Origin of the sequence: Streptomyces sp. NPDC059092 (assembly GCF_042756365.1) — a bacterium.
Taxonomy (GTDB): Bacteria; Actinomycetota; Actinomycetes; order Streptomycetales; family Streptomycetaceae; genus Streptomyces.
Window position 1 is genome coordinate 1 of record NZ_JBHZEJ010000104.1, and the last position, 20,835, is coordinate 20,835.

Genomic DNA, 20,835 nt, shown 5'->3' on the forward strand with positions numbered 1-20,835 from the left:
ATTTTTCTTCTGTGCGCCGGGGGCCACGGGCGCCCCGGCAAAAACTTTCCCGGGGTTCGGGGGCCACCCCGGCCCCGGTTTACCCGGCCCCGCCCCCGCCCGTTCACCCCGGGGGGCCCGCGCCCGTACGCCGCCCCCGGTCCCCGAAGACACGCGCCCGCGCGGCCGACCGACGGTTCACCTTCCGGACAAGGCCGACAGGAAGCGGTTGCGGAAGGCGGCCCGGCGCGGGGATGATCCGTTTGACGCCGGTCGGGTCCGCCGGCGTCCGATGCCGGGCCGCCCGTGAGAAAGGAACTCCCGATGGACGAGCAGGACGAGCGCTTCGACGTCGTCGTACTCGGCGCGGGCCCCGGTGGCTACGTCGCCGCCGTCCGCGCCGCCCAGCTCGGCAAACGCGTCGCGGTGGTGGAGGAGAAGTACTGGGGCGGCGTCTGTCTGAACGTGGGCTGCATTCCGACCAAGGCGCTCTTGCGCAACGCCGAACTGGCGCACATCTTCACCCGTGAGGCGAAGACCTTCGGGATCAAGGTCGACGGCGAGGTCTCCTTCGACTACGGGGAGGCGTTCCGCCGGAGCCGGCGCGTCGCGGACGGCCGGGTCAAGGGCGTCCACTACCTGATGAAGAAGAACAAGATCACGGAGATCGACGGCCGCGGCACGTTCCTCGATCCGCACACCCTCCAGGTGGCCGGTTACGACGGAGAGACCCGCACCATCGGTTTCGAGCACTGCGTCATCGCCACGGGCGCCACCCCGAGGCTGCTGCCCGGCACCCGCCGCACCTCGCGCGTGGTCACGTACGAGGAGCAGATCCTCGCCGAAGAACTACCGGAGTCCGTCGTCATCGCGGGCGCCGGCGCCATCGGCATCGAGTTCGCCTACGTGCTGCACAACTACGGTGTGAAGGTCACGGTCGTCGAGTTCCTCGACCGCGTCGCCCCGCTGGAGGACGTCGAGGTCTCCGCGGAACTCGCGCGCCAGTACCGTAAGTTGGGCATCGACGTACTCACCTCCACCAGGGTCGAGTCGATCGACGAGTCCGGCGCGCGGGTCCGCGTCATGGTCACCGGCAAGGACGGCACCCAGCAGGTCCTGGAGACGGACAAGGTCCTGCAGGCGATCGGGTTCGCCCCGAACGTCACCGGATTCGGCCTGGAGAACACCGGCGTACGGGTGACCGGGCGCGGATCCATCGACGTCGACGGCCGCTGCCGCACCTCGGTCCCGCACCTCTACGCCATCGGCGACGTCACCGCGAAGCTGATGCTCGCGCACGCCGCCGAGGCGATGGGTGTGATCGCCGCCGAGACGATCGCGGACGCGGAGACGATGGAGCTGGACCACGTGATGATCCCGCGTGCCACGTACTGCCAGCCGCAGATCGCCAGCTTCGGCTACACCGAGGCCCAGGCGCGCGAGCTGGGTCACGACGTCAAGGTGGCGAAGTTCCCGTTCACCGCCAACGGCAAGTCGCACGGCCTCGGAGACACCACCGGCTTCGTGAAGCTGATCAGCGACGCGAAGTACGGCGAACTGCTCGGCGGCCATCTCATCGGTCCCGACGTCACCGAACTGCTGCCCGAGCTGACCCTGGCCCAGCAGTGGGACCTGACCGTCCACGAGGTCGCCCGCAACGTGCACGCCCACCCGACGTTGGGCGAGGCGGTGAAGGAGGCGGTGCACGGCCTGGCCGGGCACATGATCAACATGTGAGCCGGGGGGGAGGGGCGCGCAACCCTCCTCCCGGCCGACTCACCCACCCCGACGCCGCCGGCCGAGAGGGAGGGCCGCTCGGCTACGGCAGCTCGACGGGGCCGTACGGGGCTGTGGTCCGCCCGGTCCGCAACGCCCAGTAGCGGTCGCCGAAACTCCAGTGCCACCACTCGGTCGCGTAGTTGACCAGCCCGGCAGCGGACAGCGCGGCGATGAGAGTGGCCCGGTTCGTCCTCGCCCGGTCGCTGATGCCGGGGGCGTCGGTGTAACAGGCGCCGCCGGACTCCTCAGGGCTGGCGTTCATCCGCGTACCCATGTCCAGCTCGCGGCCCCGGTGGTCGACGAGCGTCACATCGACAGCGGCCCCTGCGGAGTGCGGCGCGATCTCCGGGGGCGAGACGTAGCGGCTGGCCGCCTCGCGTATCCGGGCGGCCTGCCAGTCAGGATGCGCCTGCGCCAACTCGGCGGAGTACTCCTCGAAATAGCGCCTCTGCAGGGCCGGCGGCCGGTATCCCTCCACGAACAGCAGACGCACCCCGGTGGGAAGCAGCGACTGAGCGCGCAGCAGCCGGGTGAGGACCCCTTGCCGCACGTGGGCGAAGGCCCCGGCCGCGTCGTCCTTACGGGGATCGACCTGGATGGCGTGCGCGCGGACGTCGACCAGTTCCTCACCGCACTCGCGGAGTGGAATCGCGGCCACCCTCCGGTCGGACATCAGCACGATGCTGCCCATGTGTTCCCCCAGTCCCGAGTGTCGAAGGAAGCGACGGTACGCGACAGCGGGGTCTCCGGTCCTCGGGGACCGGAGACCAGCCCTCCGTCCGTACCCGCCGCCGTCAGGGCGTCACGCGCCGCCGCGCCGCACAGGGACGGCGCGGCGCGGTCGTTCACGCTTCGACGGCGGCTTTCCTCGGCGCCGGGGCCGAGGGGGCCCGGTCCGTGTCGCCGGTGATGTCGCGTACGGCCGGGATGACGGCCGCGATCGCGGCGGAGACCAGGGCGACGCCGCAGCCGATCAGCAGGGCCGTGCGGAAGCCGCTCTCGGAGGTGAGGCTGTGGCCACCGGCACTGATGGTCATCTGCGAGAGGACCAGGCCGATCACAGCGGCGCCGACCGAGGTGCCGAGCGAGCGCATGAGTGTGTTGAAGCTGTTCGCGGCGGCGGTCTCCGAGAGCGGTACGGAGCTCATGATGAGGGCCGGCATCGAGCCGTAGGCGAGGCCCACACCGCTGTTGATCACCATGATGGCCACCATGATTCCCCACGCCGACCCCATGAGCAGGAGGGAGAGACCGTACCCCGCGGCGATGACCAGGACTCCGCTGACCAGGGTGACCTTCGGGCCGCAGGCGTTGGTCAGCTTGCCGCCGAGCGGCGAGACGACCATCATCACCAGGCCGCCGGGCGCCATCCAGAGACCGGACGCGAGGATCGACTGCCCCAGTCCGTAACCGGTGGCCTCCGGGAACTGCAGCAGTTGCGGCATCACCAGCATGCTGGCGTACATCGCGCAGCCGACGAAGATCGATGCGACGTTGGTGAGCAGTACGCGCGGACGGGCCGTGGTGCGCAGGTCGACCAGCGGGTCGGTCGTGCGCACCTCCCACCAGCCCCAGGCGACCAGGAGCACCACGGCGGCGGCGAACAGACCGAGCGTGGTACCCGAACCCCAGCCCCATTCGGCGCCCTTGGAGATCGCGAGCAGCAGGGAGACGAGGCCGGCGCCGAGGCCGAGCGCGCCGGGTGCGTCGAAACGCTGCCCCTTGGCGGCGGCGGGCACGCTCGGGATGAGGAACCAGATCAGTACGGCGATGGCCGCGGCCAGAACGGCGGAGCCCCAGAAGAGCACCCGCCAGTTCGCGTACTGGGCGACCGCCGCGGCGATCGGCAGGCCGAGGCCGCCGCCGATCCCCATGGAGGCGCTCACCAGCGCGATGGACGAGCTGAGCTTCTCCGCCGGAACGACGTCGCGCAGCAGGGCGATGCCCAGCGGCACCATGCCCATGCCCATGCCCTGGAGTCCACGCCCGATGATCATCGGGACGACGGAGGAGGAGAGGGCGCACACCACCGAGCCCACGATCAGCGGCACCGAGCAGGCGAGGAGCATGCGGCGCTTGCCGAGCAGGTCGCCCAGGCGGCCGACGACCGGCACGCACACGGCGGCCACGAGAAGGGTGGTGGTGATCACCCAGGTGGCGTTCGACGCCGTGGTGTGCAGGATCTGCGGCAGTTCCGCGATGAGCGGTGTGACCAGCGTCTGCATGATCGCCGCCGTGGTACCGGCGAGCGCCAGTGTGGCGACCACTCCGCCCGAGCGGGATACGGGCTGTGGGGCGTCCATCAGGGACTCCTATGACTGTGCGACTGACCGAGTAACGGAGAAACAAGCTTTTGCATCATACATGTGATGTGTATTCAGCACATCGTATGTATGATGCACTTTGCCGCGAGGTGCCGGAGCACGGTCGTGTCCGCGGGCGGTGCGACAATGACCCGGCAGAAAGGCAGGAGGCGACATACGCATGGTCGGGGCCACGCACGAGATCGAGTACGAGCAGATGCTGCTCAGCCGCCACACGTTCTTGAACCAGAGAGGCGGGCGACGCCAAGGCGCCGTACTGGACCGCAGCGCCTACATCCTGCTCAGCCGCATCCGCATGCAGGGGCCGATGTCGATCGGCGAACTCAGCGACGCCTTCGGGCTCGACGCCTCCACCCTGAACCGGCAGACGGCCGCGACCGTGCGCACCGGACTGGTGGAGCGCATCCCCGACCCCGACGGCGGCATGGCCCGCAAGTTCCGCATCACGCCGGAGGGCGCGCGCGTACTCGACGAGGAGAGGGAAGGCATCGTCCGCTCCCTGTCCCAGGTCATGGCCGACTGGCCGGAAGAGGACATCGCCGCCTTCGCCGCCTACCTCAAACGCTTCAACACCGACATCGAACGCCTCGCCGGCCGGCCCTGGCCCCGCCCGTAAGCCCGGACCGCCGGCCGTGGACAGCGGGAGCGCCACGGCCGGTGGCTCGCCGGGCGGAGCACTAGGCTCTGTCTGGCACATCCCGCCTGGCCCGCGACGCCTGGCACGCACGCTCGCCGCGTTGCCGGAGTCGTCCACGTACGTCCGGGCCGTCGAGGGTGCCGATCCTCCGCCTTGCGATCGCGCTCGGCATCCGAAGGGAAATTCAGTGCGCCGAGACGGAGCGAGCGGAGCGAGTGCAGTGCACCGGACGCCGCGCGCCCCGCCCTACGGGCGGACGGCGCTATTCGTCAGACAGAGCCTAGACTCGTCCGATGTCCAAGGACCTCTCTCCCGACCTCGTCGTGGCCGACGCGGACCCCGCCTGGACCACCCGGGGCGCGGCGCTCACCGATGGCCTGTACGCACTGCTCGAACCGCTCGCGCTGCACGTCGAACACATCGGCAGTACCGCGGTGCCCGGCATGGCGGCCAAGCCCGTGTTCGACGTACAGATCAGCGTCCGTGACCTCCAGGAGGCGCAGGACGCGTTCGCCGGGCCGCTGGCCGGTCAGGGCTTCGGCCTCACGCCGTACCGCCAGGACCATGTCCCGGCCGGCAGCGACGACGACCCGGCGCGCTGGACGAAGCGGCTGTGGATCCGGCGCGGCCACGCGGAACCGGACGTCAACCTCCATGTCCGGGCGGCCGGTTCGCCCAACGAACGGCTGGCCCTGCTCTTCCGTGACTGGCTGCGGGCCCACCCCGAGGCCGTTCCGGCGTACGCGCGCTTCAAGCGGGTGCTCGCCGGGGCCGTCCCGGACCTCGCCACCTACGCCGATGTCAAGGATCCCGTCGTCGATCTCGTCGTCGCCGTCGCCGAGTCCTGGGCCCGCACCACGAACTGGCAGCCGTCCGCCACGACGAGGGTCGGGCCCGGGGCCTGACCCTCGGGGACTCAGCGGGCCGAGCCGGCCCAGGCCACCCACTGCGCCACGGCGTTGGTGGCGTAGCAGCCGGAGGGCAGGAAGAGGGTGAGTTCGCAGGCGTGGCGGCCCGGTGTGTCCATGTCCTCGCCCGTACGGTCCACCCGTACCCGGGTCTGCACGACCGTCGGCCGCAGGCCCTGGGTACGGCGGATCTCCCCGCCGTCCCAGCGGTGGCGCTCGTAGGGCAGCGCCGTCGCCTCCCGGAGCAGGGCCAGCACATCGTCCCGGTGGGTGGCGAAGGCGTAGGGGATGCCCTCGCGGACGGTCTCGTCCAGCGGGTGACGGCCGACCTTCCGCAGCAGCGCCGCCAGTTGGCCGTTCCAGACGTACGAGGCATGCGCGCACAGGTAGAAGGCCCGGACCCGGGGGTCGATCCGGTCGAAGAACGCGGCGGCCGGTCCGGTGAAGAGCCGGGCGCGCTCCGCCTCCGCTGACTTCGACTCGCCGACGAGGGCGAGCGCGGCCCCGTAATCCTCCTCCAGGAGGGCCCGGCCGATCCGGTGGGTGGTGCGGGGGCCGCCCGCCACACCGAACCGCTGGGTGTCGTAGTAGTTGACGAAGAACAGGTCCCCGGCGCGCTCGCCGAGCGCGGCGACGGTCTCCACGAACCCGGCGCTCAGCCCGCGCACGATGATCCGGAAGCCGTTGCCCTCCAGTTGCCCGGCGCGCAGGCCGTGGTGACCGTACCCGTGGAGCGTGAGCCGCATGGTGCGTTCGCCCGAGCCGTGGCGGGCGTTGAACTCGGCCAGTCCGTCCGGGGACAGCCCGCCCCGGCACGCGAGGTGCTGTTCGGTGACGGCGTCCTCGTCCTTCAGCCCCGCTGTCGACAGGTCGGCGGCGGGGACCCCGCAGACCGCGGCGATCCGCTCGACCGCCTCGAACGTGGTGTATCCGCGCTTGCGCAGCCGCAGATACTGGAACGGCGCGTCCTGATCGTCCTGGACGGGCAGGACCATGCTCTCCTGGACCACGAAGTCGGTGTCGTGGGCTTTGAGGATGGGGTACTCCACGGTCACTCCGTTCCTTTCGTCCTGCCGGGTCTTCCCGGGGCCGGGCGGTGCGGGGCGGATGGTGCGGTGGTGCGGGCCGGCGGTGGCGGCGCGGGCCGGGGTGCGCCGCCGCGCAGGAGCGAGGACGCGGTGGCCGCCAGACACAGGCAGAGCAGAACGAGCAGCGCCGTACGGTGCTGCCCGACGAGAGCGTCCGGGCCGCCCGGAGCCGCGAACACCGACGGGCGGACATCGCCGCCGCCCGGCCCGCCGGACGGCACATGACCGGCGACCAGCGCCAGGGCCAGGACCGAACTGATCAGATAACCGGCGTTCTGCAGCATGGACCGTACGCCGTTGGCGATGCCACGCCGGTGCGCCGGCACCAGCGACATGAGTTCACCGGTGTTCGGCACTCCGAACAGGCCGGCGCCGACACCGGTCAGGAACAGCCCGGCTCCGACGAGGCCGGTCGGCGCGGGCGGCCCGAGCGACAGCGCCAGGACCAGCAGCGCGATCCCCAGCGCGGAGGTCGCCGTGCCCGCGCTGGCCAGCACCCGCGCCGGACGGCGGGTGGCCAGCCGTCCCGCCGCCGGGGAGGCGAGCATGGCCCCGACCGCCATGAGCATGACCTGGAAACCGGCGGACAGGGCGTCCAGGCGCTCGACCGTCTGGAGGTACAGCGACATCACCAGTACGACGGAGAAGTACGACATCGCCGTCAGGAACGCGGCCAGCAGCGCCATCGCACGGCGCCGGTCGCGGAACAGCCATGGGTCCACCAGCGGATGGGGCTGCCGTCTCTGGACCAGCGGGAGGACGAGGAGGGCGGAGAGCGAGACGGCCGCGCTCAGCAGGACGGGTCCGCTCGTCCACCCCCGGGGGCCGCTCTCGGTCAGCGCCAGCGCGCCGCCGCCCAGGAAGAGGACCGACAGCAGGGCGCCCGGCACGTCGAACTTCTCGCCGGAGCCGGAGCCGGGGTCGGAGCCACGGTCAGGACGCAGGACGTACGCCGCCCAGCCGCAGGCGGCCAGCCCGGCCGCCCCGCTGGTCCAGAAGATCCCGGACCAGCCCTGGAGTTCCGTCAGCACCCCGCCCAGCAGCGGACCGGCGGCCTGGGTGGCCGAGATGAGCGTGGCATTGACGCCGAGGGCCCGTGGCAGCCGCTCGGGAGGGAAGGCGTCCGCGAGCAGCGCGGTGGTGTTGGCGACGACGGCCGACGCGCCCACCCCCTGGAGGATCCGGCCGGTGACCAGCCACCAGGCGTCCGGGGCGAGGGCGCAGCCGATGCTGGCCACGGTGAACACGGCGACGCCCGTCAGATAGAGACGGCCGCGCCCGAACAGGTCGGCGAGACGGCCCCAGACCAGCAGCAGGACGGTGCCGGCCAGCAGATAGCCGAGAATCATCCAACTCGCCTGCGCGGCCGACGCCTCGAAGTGCCGGACGATCCCGGGCAGGGCCACGTCGAGGCCGCTGGTGTTGAGTCCGGTGAGCAGCGCGGTGAACGAGGTCACGGAGAGCACCAGACGGCCGTGGTGGGCCGATGGGAGGTCACCGGCCGGGGTCTTGAGGGCGGTGTGCCGGGGGTGGGTCAACGAAGGGGGCCCCGATCGGTCGCGGGGCCGCCCGTCCGCCCGGAATCCGGCACATGTCGGTGTGTCAGGTGTGTCAGGTGTGTGATGGCCCGGGTCCTCCCTGCTCGGCCGGCCCGGGGCGCCGTCCGTCCGTGGCGGGTCGTCCCACGTCCGCGCCGGGCCACTGTACGTCCGTGCGCCGCCGGGTCACGTCCCCGACCCGCGCCCCGGGCGGGGGATCGCCGGAGCCGGTGTCCGCCGTGGGGTCGACGAAGTGCACCAGGAGGGTGCGCCGGTCCTGGGCGGCGGCAGCGGAGACGGGGGTGACGGAGTGCCAGGAGTCGGCGGAGCGGACCAGCAGCACCGAGGAGCCCCGCAGGGGCGCGACTTCGGCCCGTACGTCGTCGGCCGAGGGCGAACCGAGGATGCGCAGGGTGCCCTGCCACCGTGCCGGCCACTCGGAGTTGAAGTACCAGAGCTGGGTGACCACCTTGTCGGCCCGGTCGGTGTGCGGCGCGATCCAGTAGCCGGGCCCGTAGCGGACCGCGCGCGCCTCGACGGCACAGCGGTCGAGCGGTCGGCCGGTCGCCTCGGCCACCGCCGCGCGGTAGTCGGACGAGGCCAGCTCGTCGACGAGCCGTCGCCACAGGGGGGACAGGGAGGGGAGGCTGCCGGCGACCGGGCGCCCCCGCTCGATCAAGGGCAGGTTACGGGTGCGGTAGGTCTTCTCCGAGTCCGCGCCGGTCCGTTCGGTCAGCCGGAAGCCCCGCGTCGGGAACTCCTCCTCCAGCCGCAGCGCGGTCTCGCCCGGCGCCCCGCGCAGGGTGCCGGGCAGTTCCGCCCAGCGGTAGGGGTGCTCGGTCAGCTCCGCCCGCCGCAGGGCGGGCAGGTCGAGCACGGCGCCCGAGTGGCCGGACGGGGGTGTGGCCGTGGTGGACGGGCCGTCAGACATCGTGGACCACCTCCTTGTCCTGGGAACCCGCCGGGTCCGCGCCGTCGGGGACGTCCGGGGCCGTGGTCCCGCCGGGCGTGATCCGTCCGCCGAGGGCACGGAGTTTGGCGGGGAGCCGCGCGTACCCCCGGGCCAGGTGCTCCACGCCGTACAGCCGGTGCGGGGTGCCGACGGCCAGGGCGGCGAGCAGCAGTGCGGCGGCGGCGCGCAGATCGTTGCCCCGCAGTGGTCCGGGCGCCGGGTTCAGCGGGCCGGGGTGGATCCGCAGTTCCTGCCCGTGTACGGCCAGCCGGGCGCCCATCGAACGCAGTCCTTCGACATAGCCGAACCGCCCCGACCAGACGGTCTCCACCAGGGTCGAAGGCGCCGAGGCGGCCAGCAGGAGCAGGGCGAACAGGGGCTGGGCGTCGCTGTAGACGAGATGGGACGCGGCGACGACCCGGTCCGCCGCCAGCGGTCCCACGGCCGGCCGGATGCGCAGCAGGTCGCCGTCCCAGCGGAGCGGGACCCCGATCCGCTCCAAGTGGAGGAGTTCCGGGGCGAGTCCCTCCCGTACGACGTCCGGGCGGGTCAGCCGCAGGGTCAGTTCCTGGTCGAGCAGGACGCTCGCCGTGACGAAGGTGACCACCTCCAGGAGGTCGGAGGGCAGGGTGACACGGGCGCCGCCGATGGGCCCGTCCGCCCCCTCGATCTCGATGGCGTCCGGTGTCACGTCCACCGCCACCCCCGCCCGCGCCAGGACGCGGGCGAGTTCCTGGGCGTCGGGCTTGGGATAGGGGTGCCGCAGCACGGTGGTGCCCCGGGCGCCGGCCGCGGCCAGCAGCGCGGTCTTCGTGGCGCCCGAGTAGTGGGGGCCGGTGGGCAGCCCGTCGCACGGGTCGGGGGTGGAGAAGTCGGCGAGGTCGATCACCGCGCCCCGCAGGCCCCGGGGGGCCTTCGCGGTCAGCCCGCCGCCGTCCGTGGCGCAGGTGGCCCCGAAGCGCTCCAGCACGCGGGCGATGTGCTCCACCGGTCGGCCGCCCCGGTGCCCGCCGCCGATCCGGCAGCCGCCGTGCGCCCCGGACTCCACCCGCCCGTGGCGGGCAAGCAGGACGGGCAGCAGATACGCGCCGCCGTGCACCTGGGCCGACCGGTCGGCCGGCACGCGATGGCCGGTGAGCGGGGCCGCGTCGATCCGTACCCGCTCACCGGCCCCGTCGACGTCGACCCGCGCGCCGAGCGCCCGCGCCATGTCCGCGAGCGCCTGACGGTCCGTCAGTTCGGGTGCGTTGTGCAGTTCCCAGGGTTCTTCCGACAGGCAGGCCGCGGCCATGCAGCCCACCATGAGGTGCTTGAACCCGGACATCCGTACCTCGTCGGCGAGGCGTGGGCCGACATCGATGTCCCAGTAGGGCGCGTGACCGGGAGGGGGAGGGGCGGCGCCCGTGGTGCGGTGACCGAGGGGCGGCGCGGGGGTCAGCCGAGGTTCCACATCTCCACCTGGCAGGTCAGCCGGAACTGCGGGGCATGGGCGGCCACCGGGGCGACCGCGTGCCAGGAGTGGTCCGAGCGGGCGAAGAGCACAGAGCGTCCGCCGCCCGGCACCACGGTGGCGTACGGGCTGACGGACAGGTCGGGGCCGGTTCTGACCTCGAACTGCCCGCCGTGGTCGTCCGCCCAGTCGTCGTTGAGGTAGATGACATGGGTGGCGCGCTTGCCCGGCTTGTCGGTGTGCGCGGAGATCCGGTCCCCGCCCTGGAAGACGAAGAGACCGATGTCCAGGGTGGTGTCGGTGACGTCGACGCCGATGGTCCTGGACACCCAGGCGCGGTAGGTGTCCGCCTGGAGGTGTGCGACGAGCCCGTGCCAGGTCTCGCCCATCTCGGCCATGCCGGGCTCGGGTTCGCCGTGGCGGATCAGTGGGAGGACCGCCATCCGGTACGTCTTGTCCCCGTCGCCGGTGCGCTCGGCGGGACGCAGCGCCCGTGGCGCGGGCATCTGCTCGCGCAGGCTCCGGGCGGCCGGCGCCGGGATCACGGAGTGGGCCACGGCCCAGCGGTACGGTTCGTCGTGCCGTTCCACCGGCGCGTTCAGGTCCAGCAAGGGCTCGTCCTTTCCGTCAGTGGTGCTGGATGGGGAGGGGCGCCGTGCCGCCCGTGGCCGTGGCGGCGCCGGGCTCCTCGGGGGTCTGGGGCACGCGCGCCCCGTAGGACACCTCGGGGGTGCCCTCGGAGCCGGGCTCGCGGCTGCGCAGGATCTGGACCTCGGTGAACGCGCGCCGCTGGTCGGCCGCGATGTTCCAGATGATCTCGGCGACCTCGCCGGGGTCCATCATGGCGCCGAAGTCCAGGGCGAGGCCGGTGTGGAAGTCGGGCACGGCCAGACCGCCGGGGTTGACCAGGGTGATCCGGTTCTCCGGGTGCGCGGCGAGCAGTTCGGGCACCAGGTTGCGTACGAAGGTGGCCTGCGCGGCCTTCAGCCCGCAGTACAGCGACTCCCGCTCGCGCCGTTTCCAGGAGGACGAGGACGCGATCGTGATCAGGTGGACGGGGCCCTCGGCCTCGGCCAGCAGCCGCCGCAGGAAGAGGACCGGGCCGGAGAACAGCAGCCGGGTCAACTGTTCCACCTCGTCCTCGGTGGTCTCCACAAGAGGCTTCTTCAGGAACGCCCCGGCGACCCAGAGCACGTAACAGGGGCTCGGCACGTCGACGGGGGCGGTCCGTACGCTCTGCGGATCACACAGGTCCAGGGAACGGGGCAGCAGGCCGTCGGCGTCGGGGAGGGCGGCGGAGCGTCCGTACACCACGGTCCGCAGCCCGCGCTCCCGCGCGGCGAGGGCGAGGGCGCGGCCCAGTCCGTGGGTGCCGCCGATCACCGCGGCGCTCCGGAAGGGGCCGGGGAGCGGCCGTGCCGGGGGGGACGATGGGCTCATGTGGGCTCCTGTCGCCGGGAGTTCGGGCATGTACGGGCGGGGGCGGGCGGGTCCTGGCAGGTACGGGCGGGGCGGGACCCGGCGGGGTCCTGAGGTTCTCCGCCCCGGGGGAGGAGGCAAGGAGCTGGCCGCTGCGGCAGGGGCCGGCCGGGTGTTCCGGTGGGCGGCTTTCCGGGTGTCCCACGGCTGACCTTCTCCTCGCCTCCACCGCCGGGCGGAGAAACCGCCGAGGGCGGCGCGCCGCTGAGCGGTGGGGGAGTCGTGCGGTGTGACTGTGCGGTGGGGCGGTCAGTGCCGGTCGCCGGGTCCCGTCCGGGAGGTGAGCGCGGCCGTGAGGGCATCCAGGTCAACGGGGCGGGCCCCGGCGCCGATCAGCGCGGCGCGCACACTGCCGTGCCGCTGCCGCAGCTCGGTCAGCCAGGTGCGCATGATCACGGCCGGTGTGCCGAGGTGGACCAGGTAGTCCTCACGCGTCCAGCCGTGCGCCCGCCACTTGTGCGCGTAGCGGTCGACGAGCGGTCCGAGCGCCGTGCCACTGGCCGCGTAGTCCGCGGCGATCAGTTCGTCGGGCACGTCGGCCAGGGCGAGGAGAGCGGCGACCACCACCGCCGTACGGTCCTTGCCGAGATGGCAGCAGACCAGGAACGGCCCCCCGGCGGCGTCGGCCAGGGCGGCGAACAGTCCGGGGACGCCGCCGGTGGCGCTCTCCGTGAGGATGGCGTGGTAGTAGCGGACGTAGTGGCCGGGGGCCGGCCGGGGGAGGTGCACGATGCCGCGCGGGTATCCGGTGAGCGGGGTACGGGCCCAGCGCACCCCCTGTCCGAGGAGTTCGGCCGGGGCGCCCGAGCGGTCCGTCTCGTCCCGCGAGCGCAGGTCGATCACGGTCCGCAGTCCATGACGGTGCGTCAGTTCGGCGGCGGTGCCCGCGTCCATGACCGCCCCCGCGCCCGCGCGCCAGATACGGCCGGGCACCACCCCCGGGGGTGCCACGGCGCGGAGGTTGACCGCGCCGGACACGGCCGGGGGCGGGTACGCGGCGGACGGCGGCGTACTCACCATGTGGGCGGCGTGTCGAGCGGGGCCACCGGCCGCGGAGTGCGGGGGCTGTCCATCAGGGGTGCCTTTCCGGGGAGGCGGGCGCGGGCGGCGCCCGGCAGGGACGGGAAGCGGCCGTACGGTACGCCGGCGGACCGGCACGGCCGGGGTGGCACGACGGACGGTGTCAGGGGTAGAGGAAATCGCGGTTCGCGGACCGGAATCCGCGCCGGCGGGCGAAGGCGGGACCGGGGGGCGGTGTGACGGGCGCGGTGGTGGGGCGTCGCAGCAGCCGCTCGGCCACCACGTGCGCCGCCAGTTTGTGCGCCCATGTCTCGTGACCGTCCTCGGCGGGATGCCGCCCCTTCCATCCGGTGCCGGACGCCCGCAGTACATCGGCCATGGATCCGTCGGCGTCACCGAACCGGTAGAAGTGTGTGCGGTCCACCATCTCCACACCGCCGCCGCCGGCCAGACCGGCCCGGCCGAGGGTGTCGAAGGAACTCTCGATGGAGTCGAAGAACAGATACGGGACCCGGTGCAGACGTAGGAACGACTGGAGGGCCAGGATCTGCGTGATCAGCCGGGTTCCGGACTCCCGGTCGTGCCAGGCCACCTCGCGGTAGACATCGGTCAGTCTCTGGAGATCCGGATGCTGATGCTGCTGGTACGGAATGACCTGCCGGAACTCGCCGTCCACGTAGAACTCACGGCGCATCGCGCCCGACCAGCCGACGACGACGAGGAGATGGCCTTTCTCCACGGTCTCGCGGTGTTCGGCCAGCCAGTCGACGGTCGTGCGCATTATCCGGTCGTTGGAACCCGAAACAACGGCGTCGTTCACCACACGGTCGGCGTCCAGGAAGTCACCCAGCCGGGCCGGCCAGGAATGTTCCTCCCGATAGCTTCGCAGCGCGGGATCGGGGTCGAGATCATCCACCAACTCGGCACCGTACGTCATGGAACAGCCATTGGCGTACACAAGCACGACTTACCTCCGGACAGCACATGGAAGTAACGCGACAGAATGTGAGGTGCTGGTGTGAATGAAAACACTCCGTTGCGCGGGGCGGCAACCGTGCCGGAGGCTCTTTCCCGGCGCGTCCCGCCGATTCCGGCCATATGGAAGAAGGTGTACGCCCGTTCCGTCGGCTCTTCCTTCCGGCTGACCTCGCAGCTCTTCCCGGCGCCACAGCGGCGAGTGGACAAGAACCGGTCAAGAACGGCCGAGCCGCCCTCATGCCGGTGAATAGGAAGCACTGCGCAAGGGGTAGAACGCACCACATGCTTCCGGCGGAACCGGGGCGCACCCTGCCCGTTCCCCCCGCGGACCGCGTGGTCACGCCCGACGCCTCGCGAGCCCGCGGACGCACATCGGAACCGCCGTTCGAACACCCTTTCCTCCGCCCGACGGCGCCGGCCCACGGCCCTGTCGCCGAACGGCGGCCCCGCAGTTCCGACCCATCGACGCAAGGGAGCGCACATGACGGACGTGCTGCTGATCTGGCCGCCCCACGTGCCGAGTTACTTCAACGCCGGCCACCACAGCCCGCTGTACATGGTGGCCGGACATCTGCGCCGTCTGCCGGGCACGGGACGGGTGGACACCTGCGAGGCCGGCACCCTGAGCATGAACTGGAAAGGCGTCGGCGACCTGCTCTACCAAGGCCGCTACGACGTCATCGCCGTGATGAACGACTTCGACGCGGTGGACGGTCTGGCGCGATTCGCCGAGTACGTCCGCGTGCTTTCCCCGCACAGCCGGCTGATCACCTTCGGCCGGCTCTCCAGCCTCAACCCCTCCTATTTCCGCCAGTTCGATCTGGACGCCGTCGTGCAGTCCGGGGACTACGAGTGCGGAGTCGCTCACTACGTCAACGGTCTCACCGAATCCGGTCCCGAAATCGCCCCTGTGGCCGGATTGCCCGGCGTCGCGGTACGGCACGGCGAGAACTGGCTCGAACCCGGCGGCCACGGCGACCGGCTCGCTCCCGAGGAGTGGGTCCTTCCCGACATCGACGAAATTCCCTACCAGGACTACGATCGCTTCTACGCCAAGGACGAACACAAATTCTGCGGGATACCCTTCCGGCGCGAACTTGTCGTACCGGCGGCCCGTGGCTGCCCGGTCGGCTGCGAGTTCTGCGAAGTCCCGGAGATCTTCGGACTCCGCGAACGACGTATGACCGTGGACGCTGTCATCGATTACATCCGGGACAGTTATGCCCGCCACCCCTTCGAATACGTCGCCTTCTACGCGCCCACGTTCACGCTCGACCGGCGCTGGGTCCGGGAGCTGTGCGAGCGGTTCATCGAGGGGCCGGTCTCGCCGCAGTGGAAGTGCGCGACCACCATCCACCACCTCGGGGAGGAACTGGTGGCCCTGATGGGCCGGGCCGGCTGTGTCCGTATCTCCGTGGGACTCGAAACCCTGGAGGCGGAGGGCCAGGGCGGGCTGCCCCGGAACAAACGCATCGAGGAGGACCGGTTCCGGGAGCTGGCCGGGTGGTGCGACGCCGCCGGTGTCGAACTGAACGCGTTCGTCATCGTCGGACTGCCGGGCACCTCCGTGGAGGGCACGGCGCGCACCGTCGAGTTCGCCCGCTCGCTCGGCGCCCGGGTCCGCCCGACCATGTACACCCCGTTCCACGAGATGACAGGAGACATGACGACCCATCAGGTGGCGCGCTACAACCGCCAGCTGATCAGCGGAGAGCCCGTGCCGGCCCCGGAGGCGGCCGACGGCGACGGGACCGGGCAGCGGCCCGAGGCCGACGCCCGCTACGCCTTCCTGTTCGGCCGGGAGGACCGGCTCACCAGCGTCCACGAACGCATTCCGCAGCGGGCCCCCCGTTGACCGGCCCGGCACACGGCGTGCCCGGACCCATCCGCACCGTGGACCTCGGCGGTTTCCGCTTCCCGCTCGGTACGGAGACCCTCGGCCTGAGCTGGCAGCCCCGCGAGCGCCGACCCGGCACACTCAACCTCAAGAGCTGCGAACTCCAGCACCCGTGGAGCGACCGGCTGGTGTGCGACGAACTGGCCGCGCTACCGCCGGCGGAGACCATCGCCTACCCCTTCCAGGACCGCGCCCTGGACGCGGTCGGCACCTACCACGGCCTCGACGCGGGCCACGTCCTGCTCACGGCGGGCTCGGACAACGGCATCGGCCTCGTCGTCGACGCCCTCGTCCGCCCGGCCGGCCGGCTCCTCCTCCAGGAACCCGCCTTCGAGGCCTGGCGCCACTACGCCGCGCTGCGCCGCGTCCAGGTGACCGGCGTTCCCGGGGTCACCGGCGCACCACCCACCGCCGACCCCGGACCCCTGCTGGACGCGTTGCGGAACACCCCCGGGCCGGCCGTGGCCGCCGTCACCAACCCGGGCAGCCCCAGCGGCCTGCTGTACGCCCCGTCCACCATGCGCCGGTTCGCCGAGACCGCCCGGGAGCAGGGCCACCTGCTCGTGATCGACGAGGCCTACGGCGACTTCGTCGACACCTCCCACGCACCGCTCGTCGCGGAGTTCCCCAACGTCGTCGTCGTGCACTCCTACTCCAAGGCGTTCGCCCTGGCCGGACTGCGCGTCGCCGCACTGCTCGTCCACCCGGACCTCCGCGCACACCTCGGCCGCTTCCGCCCCGAGAACGCCGTCGGCGCCCCCGGCGTCGCCCTGCTGGAGCGCCTCGCCCCGCAGCGCGCACGCTGGCGGGAGATCTGGCGGGACGTCCGCGCCGTACGGCAGGACTTCACCGACCGGGTCCTGTCCACCCACCACGAATGGCGCGCGCTCCAGCCGGGCGCCAACTTCGTCACGTTCTGGTCGCCCGGCGCCGCCACCGCCGACGCGGCCCGCGACCACCTCGCCGCACACCGCGTCCGTATCCGCTCCCTGTCCGACGTCCCCGGACTGCGCGGCTGTTTCCGGGTGTCCCTGGCGGACCGGCCGGAGATGGAGCGGGTCGCCCGGCTGCTGGACGCGGTGGCCGACCGTACCCACCCTCCGATCAGTGTGACGGCCGCCCCTGGAAAAACGGCCCGGCACGGGGAGCGGCCGTACTGACACCGCCCCCGGCCCCAGCCCGCACGGTTCCCGCGACCCCGACTCCGCGCACCACTGGAGGTGCCGCACCATGGCGCACATCCTCGGCCTGTCCTGCCGCAGCCACGACGCGGCGGTCGCCGCGGTCCGCGACGACGAACTCGTCTTCGCCTCGCACTGCGAGCGGTACAGCAGACGCAAGAACGACGCCGCGCTCTCCCCGCGGGCACTCTCCGCGGCCCTCGCCCACCTGGACCGCGTCGACGACGTCGTGTACTACGAACGCCCCCTCCTCAAACGCACCCGGCAGCTCCGCTCCGGGCAGTGGGGAGCGGCGACCGCACCGGTCGGCCTGCGCGCCTATCTGAGACGCTTCCCCCAACTGCGCGGAGCGCGCGTGCACATCGTCGACCACCACCGCTCGCACGCGGCCGGCGGCTACTACACCTCGGGCCTGCCGGAGGCCGCCGTGGTCGTCGTGGACGGCATCGGCGAGTGGAACACCGTGTCGCTGTGGCACGGCCGCGGCGACCGCCTCGACCGGGTCGCCACGGTGAACTACCCCCACAGCATCGGCCTGTTGTACTCCGCCTTCACCCAGCGCGCGGGCTTCAAGCCCAACGAGGAGGAGTACATCATGATGGGCCTGGCGGCCTACGGGACGCCGGACCTCGCCGACGTGATGTGGCAGGACTTCGTCGAACGGGCCGACTGGCCGGACTTCCGCCTCACCCGATCGGTGCACCGCGGCATCGCCGACTGGCGACCCGAACTGAACGACCCGGCCACGCTCGCCGCGAGCGCCCAGGAGGTGACCGAACGGCTGCTCGACGGGTTGTTCGCCTGGGCGGCCCGGGAGACCGGCTCCCGCAACCTCGTCTTCTCCGGCGGGGTCGCGCTCAACTGCGCCTACAACGCCCGCCTCGCCCGCTCCGGACTCTTCGACACCATCTGGATCATGCCCAGCCCCGGCGACGCGGGCAGCTCGGTCGGCTCGGCCCTCGCCCACCTCGGCCGGCACATCCGGTGGCCAGGACCGTACCTCGGCCACGACATCGGCAGGGAACCGGATGTGGAGGACGCCCTCAAGCGGCTCATCCGGGGCGAGGTCCTGGCCGTGGCCCACGGCAGGGCCGAGTTCGGGCCCCGCGCGCTCGGCAACCGCAGCCTCCTCGCCGACCCCCGCCCGCCCACCGCCAAGCGCCGGGTGAACGAGATCAAACGCCGCGAGCCCTTCCGGCCGTTCGCCCCCATCGTCCTGGAGGAACACGCCCACGCCTGCTTCGACCTGCCCGTACCGACCAGCCCGTACATGCAGTTCGTCGCGAACGCCCGCGAACCCGAGGCCCACCTGGCGGTCTGCCATGTCGACGGCACCAGCCGGGTCCAGACCGTCAACGCCCGGCAGAACCCGTTCCTCCACAGCCTGCTGCGGCGCTTCCACGAGGAGACCGGCTGTCCGATGCTGCTCAACACCAGCCTCAACATCAAGGGCGAGCCACTGGTCAACACCGCCGAGGACGCCGACCGGTTCGGGAAGCTCCATGGCATCCCCGTCCTGTGACGCGCCGCGCGGACGGCCGCTCCGGCGGATCGTCGTCCTCGGCAGCCCCGGCAGCGGCAAGACCGCCTTCTGCCACCGGCTCGCCGACACGACCGCCCTGCCGCTCTACCACCTCGACGACCTCTACTGGTCCCCGGGCTGGTCCCGCCCGGCGGAGGAGGAGTGGGACCACCGGGTCCGCGCCCTGTGCGCCCTCCCACGGTGGATCGCCGACGGCAACTACGCCGGCAGCGCCGAACCACGCGCCCGCGCCGCGGATCTCGTCGTCCTCCTCGACCGCCACCCGCTGCTGTGCGCGGCGGCACTCGTACGGCGCAGCCTGCGCCTGCGGCGTACGGCCCACGGAGCGGAGGCCCGAGAGGCGCCACCGCACGGCGGACAGGAGCAGGGGCAGGGACAGAGACAGGGACAGAGACAGGGGCAGGGACAGAGACAGGGACAGGGACAGGGACAGGGACAGGGACAGGGACAGGGGCAGAGGCGGCGACGGCCGGGCCCGGCGCGCGCGGCGGAGTACGTGCCGCGCCGGCTCCGGGACTCCGGTGACCCCCCGGTGCTCAGCCTGACCGCGCTGCTCCGCAAGGCACTGCTCTTCCGGCGGAGGGACCTGCTCGTCATCCATGACGTCCTGCGGCGCACCGGCACCCCCGTCCACCGCTGCCGCACCCGGCGCCGGGCCGCCGCGCTGCTCGCCGAACTCGGCGAGTCCGGCCCGTGCCCGCCGCCGGCGCCGGGGGAGGAGCACGCCGCCGGACCTCTCGGCGAAGGGCTGCCGGAAGGCCCGTCGCCGGGCGGCCTGTTGCCGGCCGGGCCGCCACCGCGCGGACCGTCCACCCGGACCACCGTCACGCCCTGCACCTGCCCGGCCTCCGCCACCGCGACGTCTCCCTGGAGGAGTACATGACCACCGCGTCCCCCTCGGACCCGATCCGGCCCGACGGCCCGGAGCCGTCCCGCGGCCTCGCCGAGATCGCCGACATCGTCACCCCGTTCGCCGTACGGGCGGCGGCCACCCTCCGGCTCGCCGACCACATCGCCGCCGGACACACCCGGCTGCCCGACCTGGCCGAGGCGGCCGGCGCCGACGCACCGGCCCTCGCCCGGCTGCTGCGCTTCCTCACCTGCCGGGACATCTTCGCCGAGCCGGAACCCGGCACCTACGCGCTCACCGAACTGGCCGGGGAACTCCTCTCCGGCCACCCGGCCAATCTGCGGCAGTGGCTGGACGCCGACGAGGTGGCCGGCCGGCTCGACACGACCTTCCCGTACCTGGTGGACGCGGTCCGCTCGGGAACCCCCGTCCACGAGAAGGTCCACGGTGCCCCGTTCTGGGCCGACCTGGGCGCTTCGCCCGCCAGGACCGAGTCGTTCGACCGGCTGATGGCCCAGGTCTCCCAGTCCACCCGGGGCATCGGCACCGGGTACGACTGGTCGGGCGTCCGGCATGTCGTCGATGTGGGCGGAGGCACCGGCGCCCTGCTCAGGGAGATCCTCGAAGCCCACCCCCACCTGCGCGGAACGGTGGCCGACCAGGCCGGGTCCGTCGCCGAGGCGCGCCGCCACCTCGCCGCGCACGGCCTCGGCGACCGGGCGGACGCGGCGGTCCACGACATGTTCGACCACCTCCCGGCCGGTGCGGACGCGTACCTCCTCTCCCGTGTCCTGGCCGACTGGGACGACGAGAGCGCCGTACGGATCCTGCGGACCTGCGCCGCCGCCCTCCCCGACGGTGGCCGCGTACTGATCGCCGAGCGGGTGCTCCCGGACGAGCCGGCGCCCGGCACGCCGGAGACCGCCGGAGACCTGGCCGAGACCCGCCGGGTGACCTCGCACGATCTGCGCATGCTGGTCCTCCTGGGCGGCCGGAAGCGTTCGGTGGCGGAGTACGCCCGGCTCGCCGGACGGGCCGGGCTCACCCCGGGCGCGTCCGACCGGCTGCCGGGCGGCGCCACCGTGCTGGAGTTCCGCTCCGGCCGGACGCCCTCACCCGTACACGCCCCGTAGCCGGCGGTCGGTCCGACGCGGTGTGCGGCTCGGTGAACTCGTCCCCAAGAACTGGGCGGTCTCCCGGCCGCTCCAGGTCGCGGGCTTCGTGGCGGGTCC

Annotated in this window: 18 protein-coding genes; 8 read left to right on the forward strand and 10 right to left on the reverse strand. The window is 72.4% G+C overall.

Features of this window, described 5'->3' with window-relative positions:
• Positions 1-303: 303 nt before the first annotated feature.
• Entirely contained in the window at positions 304-1,716 is a 1,413-nt protein-coding gene (gene lpdA, locus ACFXPL_RS35150; protein ID WP_384927227.1) for a dihydrolipoyl dehydrogenase, read from the forward strand.
• A gap of 82 nt (positions 1,717-1,798) precedes the next feature.
• Here the strand turns inward: lpdA and ACFXPL_RS35155 are convergent, their stop codons facing one another.
• A complete protein-coding gene (locus tag ACFXPL_RS35155; RefSeq protein WP_384927228.1) occupies positions 1,799-2,449 on the reverse strand; it encodes a M15 family metallopeptidase in 651 nt (216 codons plus the stop codon).
• A 154-nt stretch (positions 2,450-2,603) separates the two neighbouring features.
• Positions 2,604-4,061, reverse strand: a complete 1,458-nt coding sequence (locus ACFXPL_RS35160) for an MFS transporter (protein ID WP_384927229.1) — start codon at positions 4,059-4,061, stop codon at positions 2,604-2,606.
• Between the two features lie 181 nt (positions 4,062-4,242).
• On the opposite strand from ACFXPL_RS35160, the gene ACFXPL_RS35165 reads away from it, so the two are divergent.
• On the forward strand, positions 4,243-4,698 hold the full coding sequence (locus ACFXPL_RS35165; protein WP_384927230.1) for a MarR family winged helix-turn-helix transcriptional regulator: 456 nt from the start codon (positions 4,243-4,245) through the stop codon (positions 4,696-4,698).
• Between the two features lie 314 nt (positions 4,699-5,012).
• Positions 5,013-5,624, forward strand: a complete 612-nt coding sequence (locus ACFXPL_RS35170; protein WP_384927231.1) for a GrpB family protein — start codon at positions 5,013-5,015, stop codon at positions 5,622-5,624.
• Positions 5,625-5,635: 11 nt separating this feature from the next.
• Here the strand turns inward: ACFXPL_RS35170 and truD are convergent, their stop codons facing one another.
• From truD to ACFXPL_RS35210, 8 genes are all read right to left on the reverse strand, one after another.
• A complete protein-coding gene (gene truD, locus ACFXPL_RS35175) occupies positions 5,636-6,676 on the reverse strand; it encodes a tRNA pseudouridine(13) synthase TruD (RefSeq protein ID WP_384927232.1) in 1,041 nt (346 codons plus the stop codon).
• A gap of 2 nt (positions 6,677-6,678) precedes the next feature.
• Positions 6,679-8,172 (reverse strand): MFS transporter, encoded by a 1,494-nt coding sequence (locus ACFXPL_RS35180; RefSeq protein ID WP_384927233.1) that lies wholly within the window; start codon positions 8,170-8,172, stop codon positions 6,679-6,681.
• Between the two features lie 154 nt (positions 8,173-8,326).
• Positions 8,327-9,184 (reverse strand): 2OG-Fe(II) oxygenase, encoded by an 858-nt coding sequence (locus ACFXPL_RS35185; protein ID WP_384927234.1) that lies wholly within the window; start codon positions 9,182-9,184, stop codon positions 8,327-8,329.
• Positions 9,177-10,655, reverse strand: coding sequence for a hypothetical protein (locus ACFXPL_RS35190; RefSeq protein ID WP_384927235.1), 1,479 nt, complete (start codon positions 10,653-10,655; stop codon positions 9,177-9,179). The genes ACFXPL_RS35185 and ACFXPL_RS35190 overlap by 8 nt, the downstream gene beginning before the upstream one ends.
• Complete coding sequence (locus tag ACFXPL_RS35195) at positions 10,640-11,266, reverse strand: 2OG-Fe(II) oxygenase (protein ID WP_384927236.1); 627 nt, start codon at positions 11,264-11,266, stop codon at positions 10,640-10,642. Before ACFXPL_RS35195 ends, ACFXPL_RS35190 begins: the two co-directional genes overlap by 16 nt.
• Positions 11,267-11,282: 16 nt before the next feature.
• Positions 11,283-12,095: an SDR family oxidoreductase gene (locus tag ACFXPL_RS35200; RefSeq protein WP_384927237.1), complete on the reverse strand. Its 813-nt coding sequence runs from the start codon at positions 12,093-12,095 to the stop codon at positions 11,283-11,285.
• 288 nt (positions 12,096-12,383) lie between these two features.
• A complete protein-coding gene (locus tag ACFXPL_RS35205) occupies positions 12,384-13,154 on the reverse strand; it encodes a tyrosine-protein phosphatase (RefSeq protein WP_384927238.1) in 771 nt (256 codons plus the stop codon).
• Between the two features lie 163 nt (positions 13,155-13,317).
• Positions 13,318-14,091, reverse strand: a complete 774-nt coding sequence (locus ACFXPL_RS35210; RefSeq protein ID WP_384927239.1) for a DUF6071 family protein — start codon at positions 14,089-14,091, stop codon at positions 13,318-13,320.
• Positions 14,092-14,613: 522 nt separating this feature from the next.
• Here ACFXPL_RS35210 and ACFXPL_RS35215 point away from each other — a divergent pair.
• The 5 genes from ACFXPL_RS35215 (at position 14,614) to ACFXPL_RS35235 (ending at position 20,736) form a co-directional block, all read left to right on the forward strand.
• A complete protein-coding gene (locus ACFXPL_RS35215; RefSeq protein ID WP_384927240.1) occupies positions 14,614-15,987 on the forward strand; it encodes a B12-binding domain-containing radical SAM protein in 1,374 nt (457 codons plus the stop codon).
• A 17-nt stretch (positions 15,988-16,004) separates the two neighbouring features.
• On the forward strand, positions 16,005-17,189 hold the full coding sequence (locus ACFXPL_RS35220; RefSeq protein ID WP_384927241.1) for an aminotransferase class I/II-fold pyridoxal phosphate-dependent enzyme: 1,185 nt from the start codon (positions 16,005-16,007) through the stop codon (positions 17,187-17,189).
• Positions 17,190-17,259: 70 nt separating this feature from the next.
• Positions 17,260-18,732: a carbamoyltransferase gene (locus tag ACFXPL_RS35225; RefSeq protein ID WP_384927242.1), complete on the forward strand. Its 1,473-nt coding sequence runs from the start codon at positions 17,260-17,262 to the stop codon at positions 18,730-18,732.
• Positions 18,713-19,636 (forward strand): hypothetical protein, encoded by a 924-nt coding sequence (locus tag ACFXPL_RS35230; RefSeq protein WP_384927243.1) that lies wholly within the window; start codon positions 18,713-18,715, stop codon positions 19,634-19,636. Before ACFXPL_RS35225 ends, ACFXPL_RS35230 begins: the two co-directional genes overlap by 20 nt.
• Positions 19,633-20,736: a methyltransferase gene (locus ACFXPL_RS35235; protein WP_384927244.1), complete on the forward strand. Its 1,104-nt coding sequence runs from the start codon at positions 19,633-19,635 to the stop codon at positions 20,734-20,736. The genes ACFXPL_RS35230 and ACFXPL_RS35235 overlap by 4 nt, the downstream gene beginning before the upstream one ends.
• Positions 20,737-20,835 lie beyond the last annotated feature (99 nt).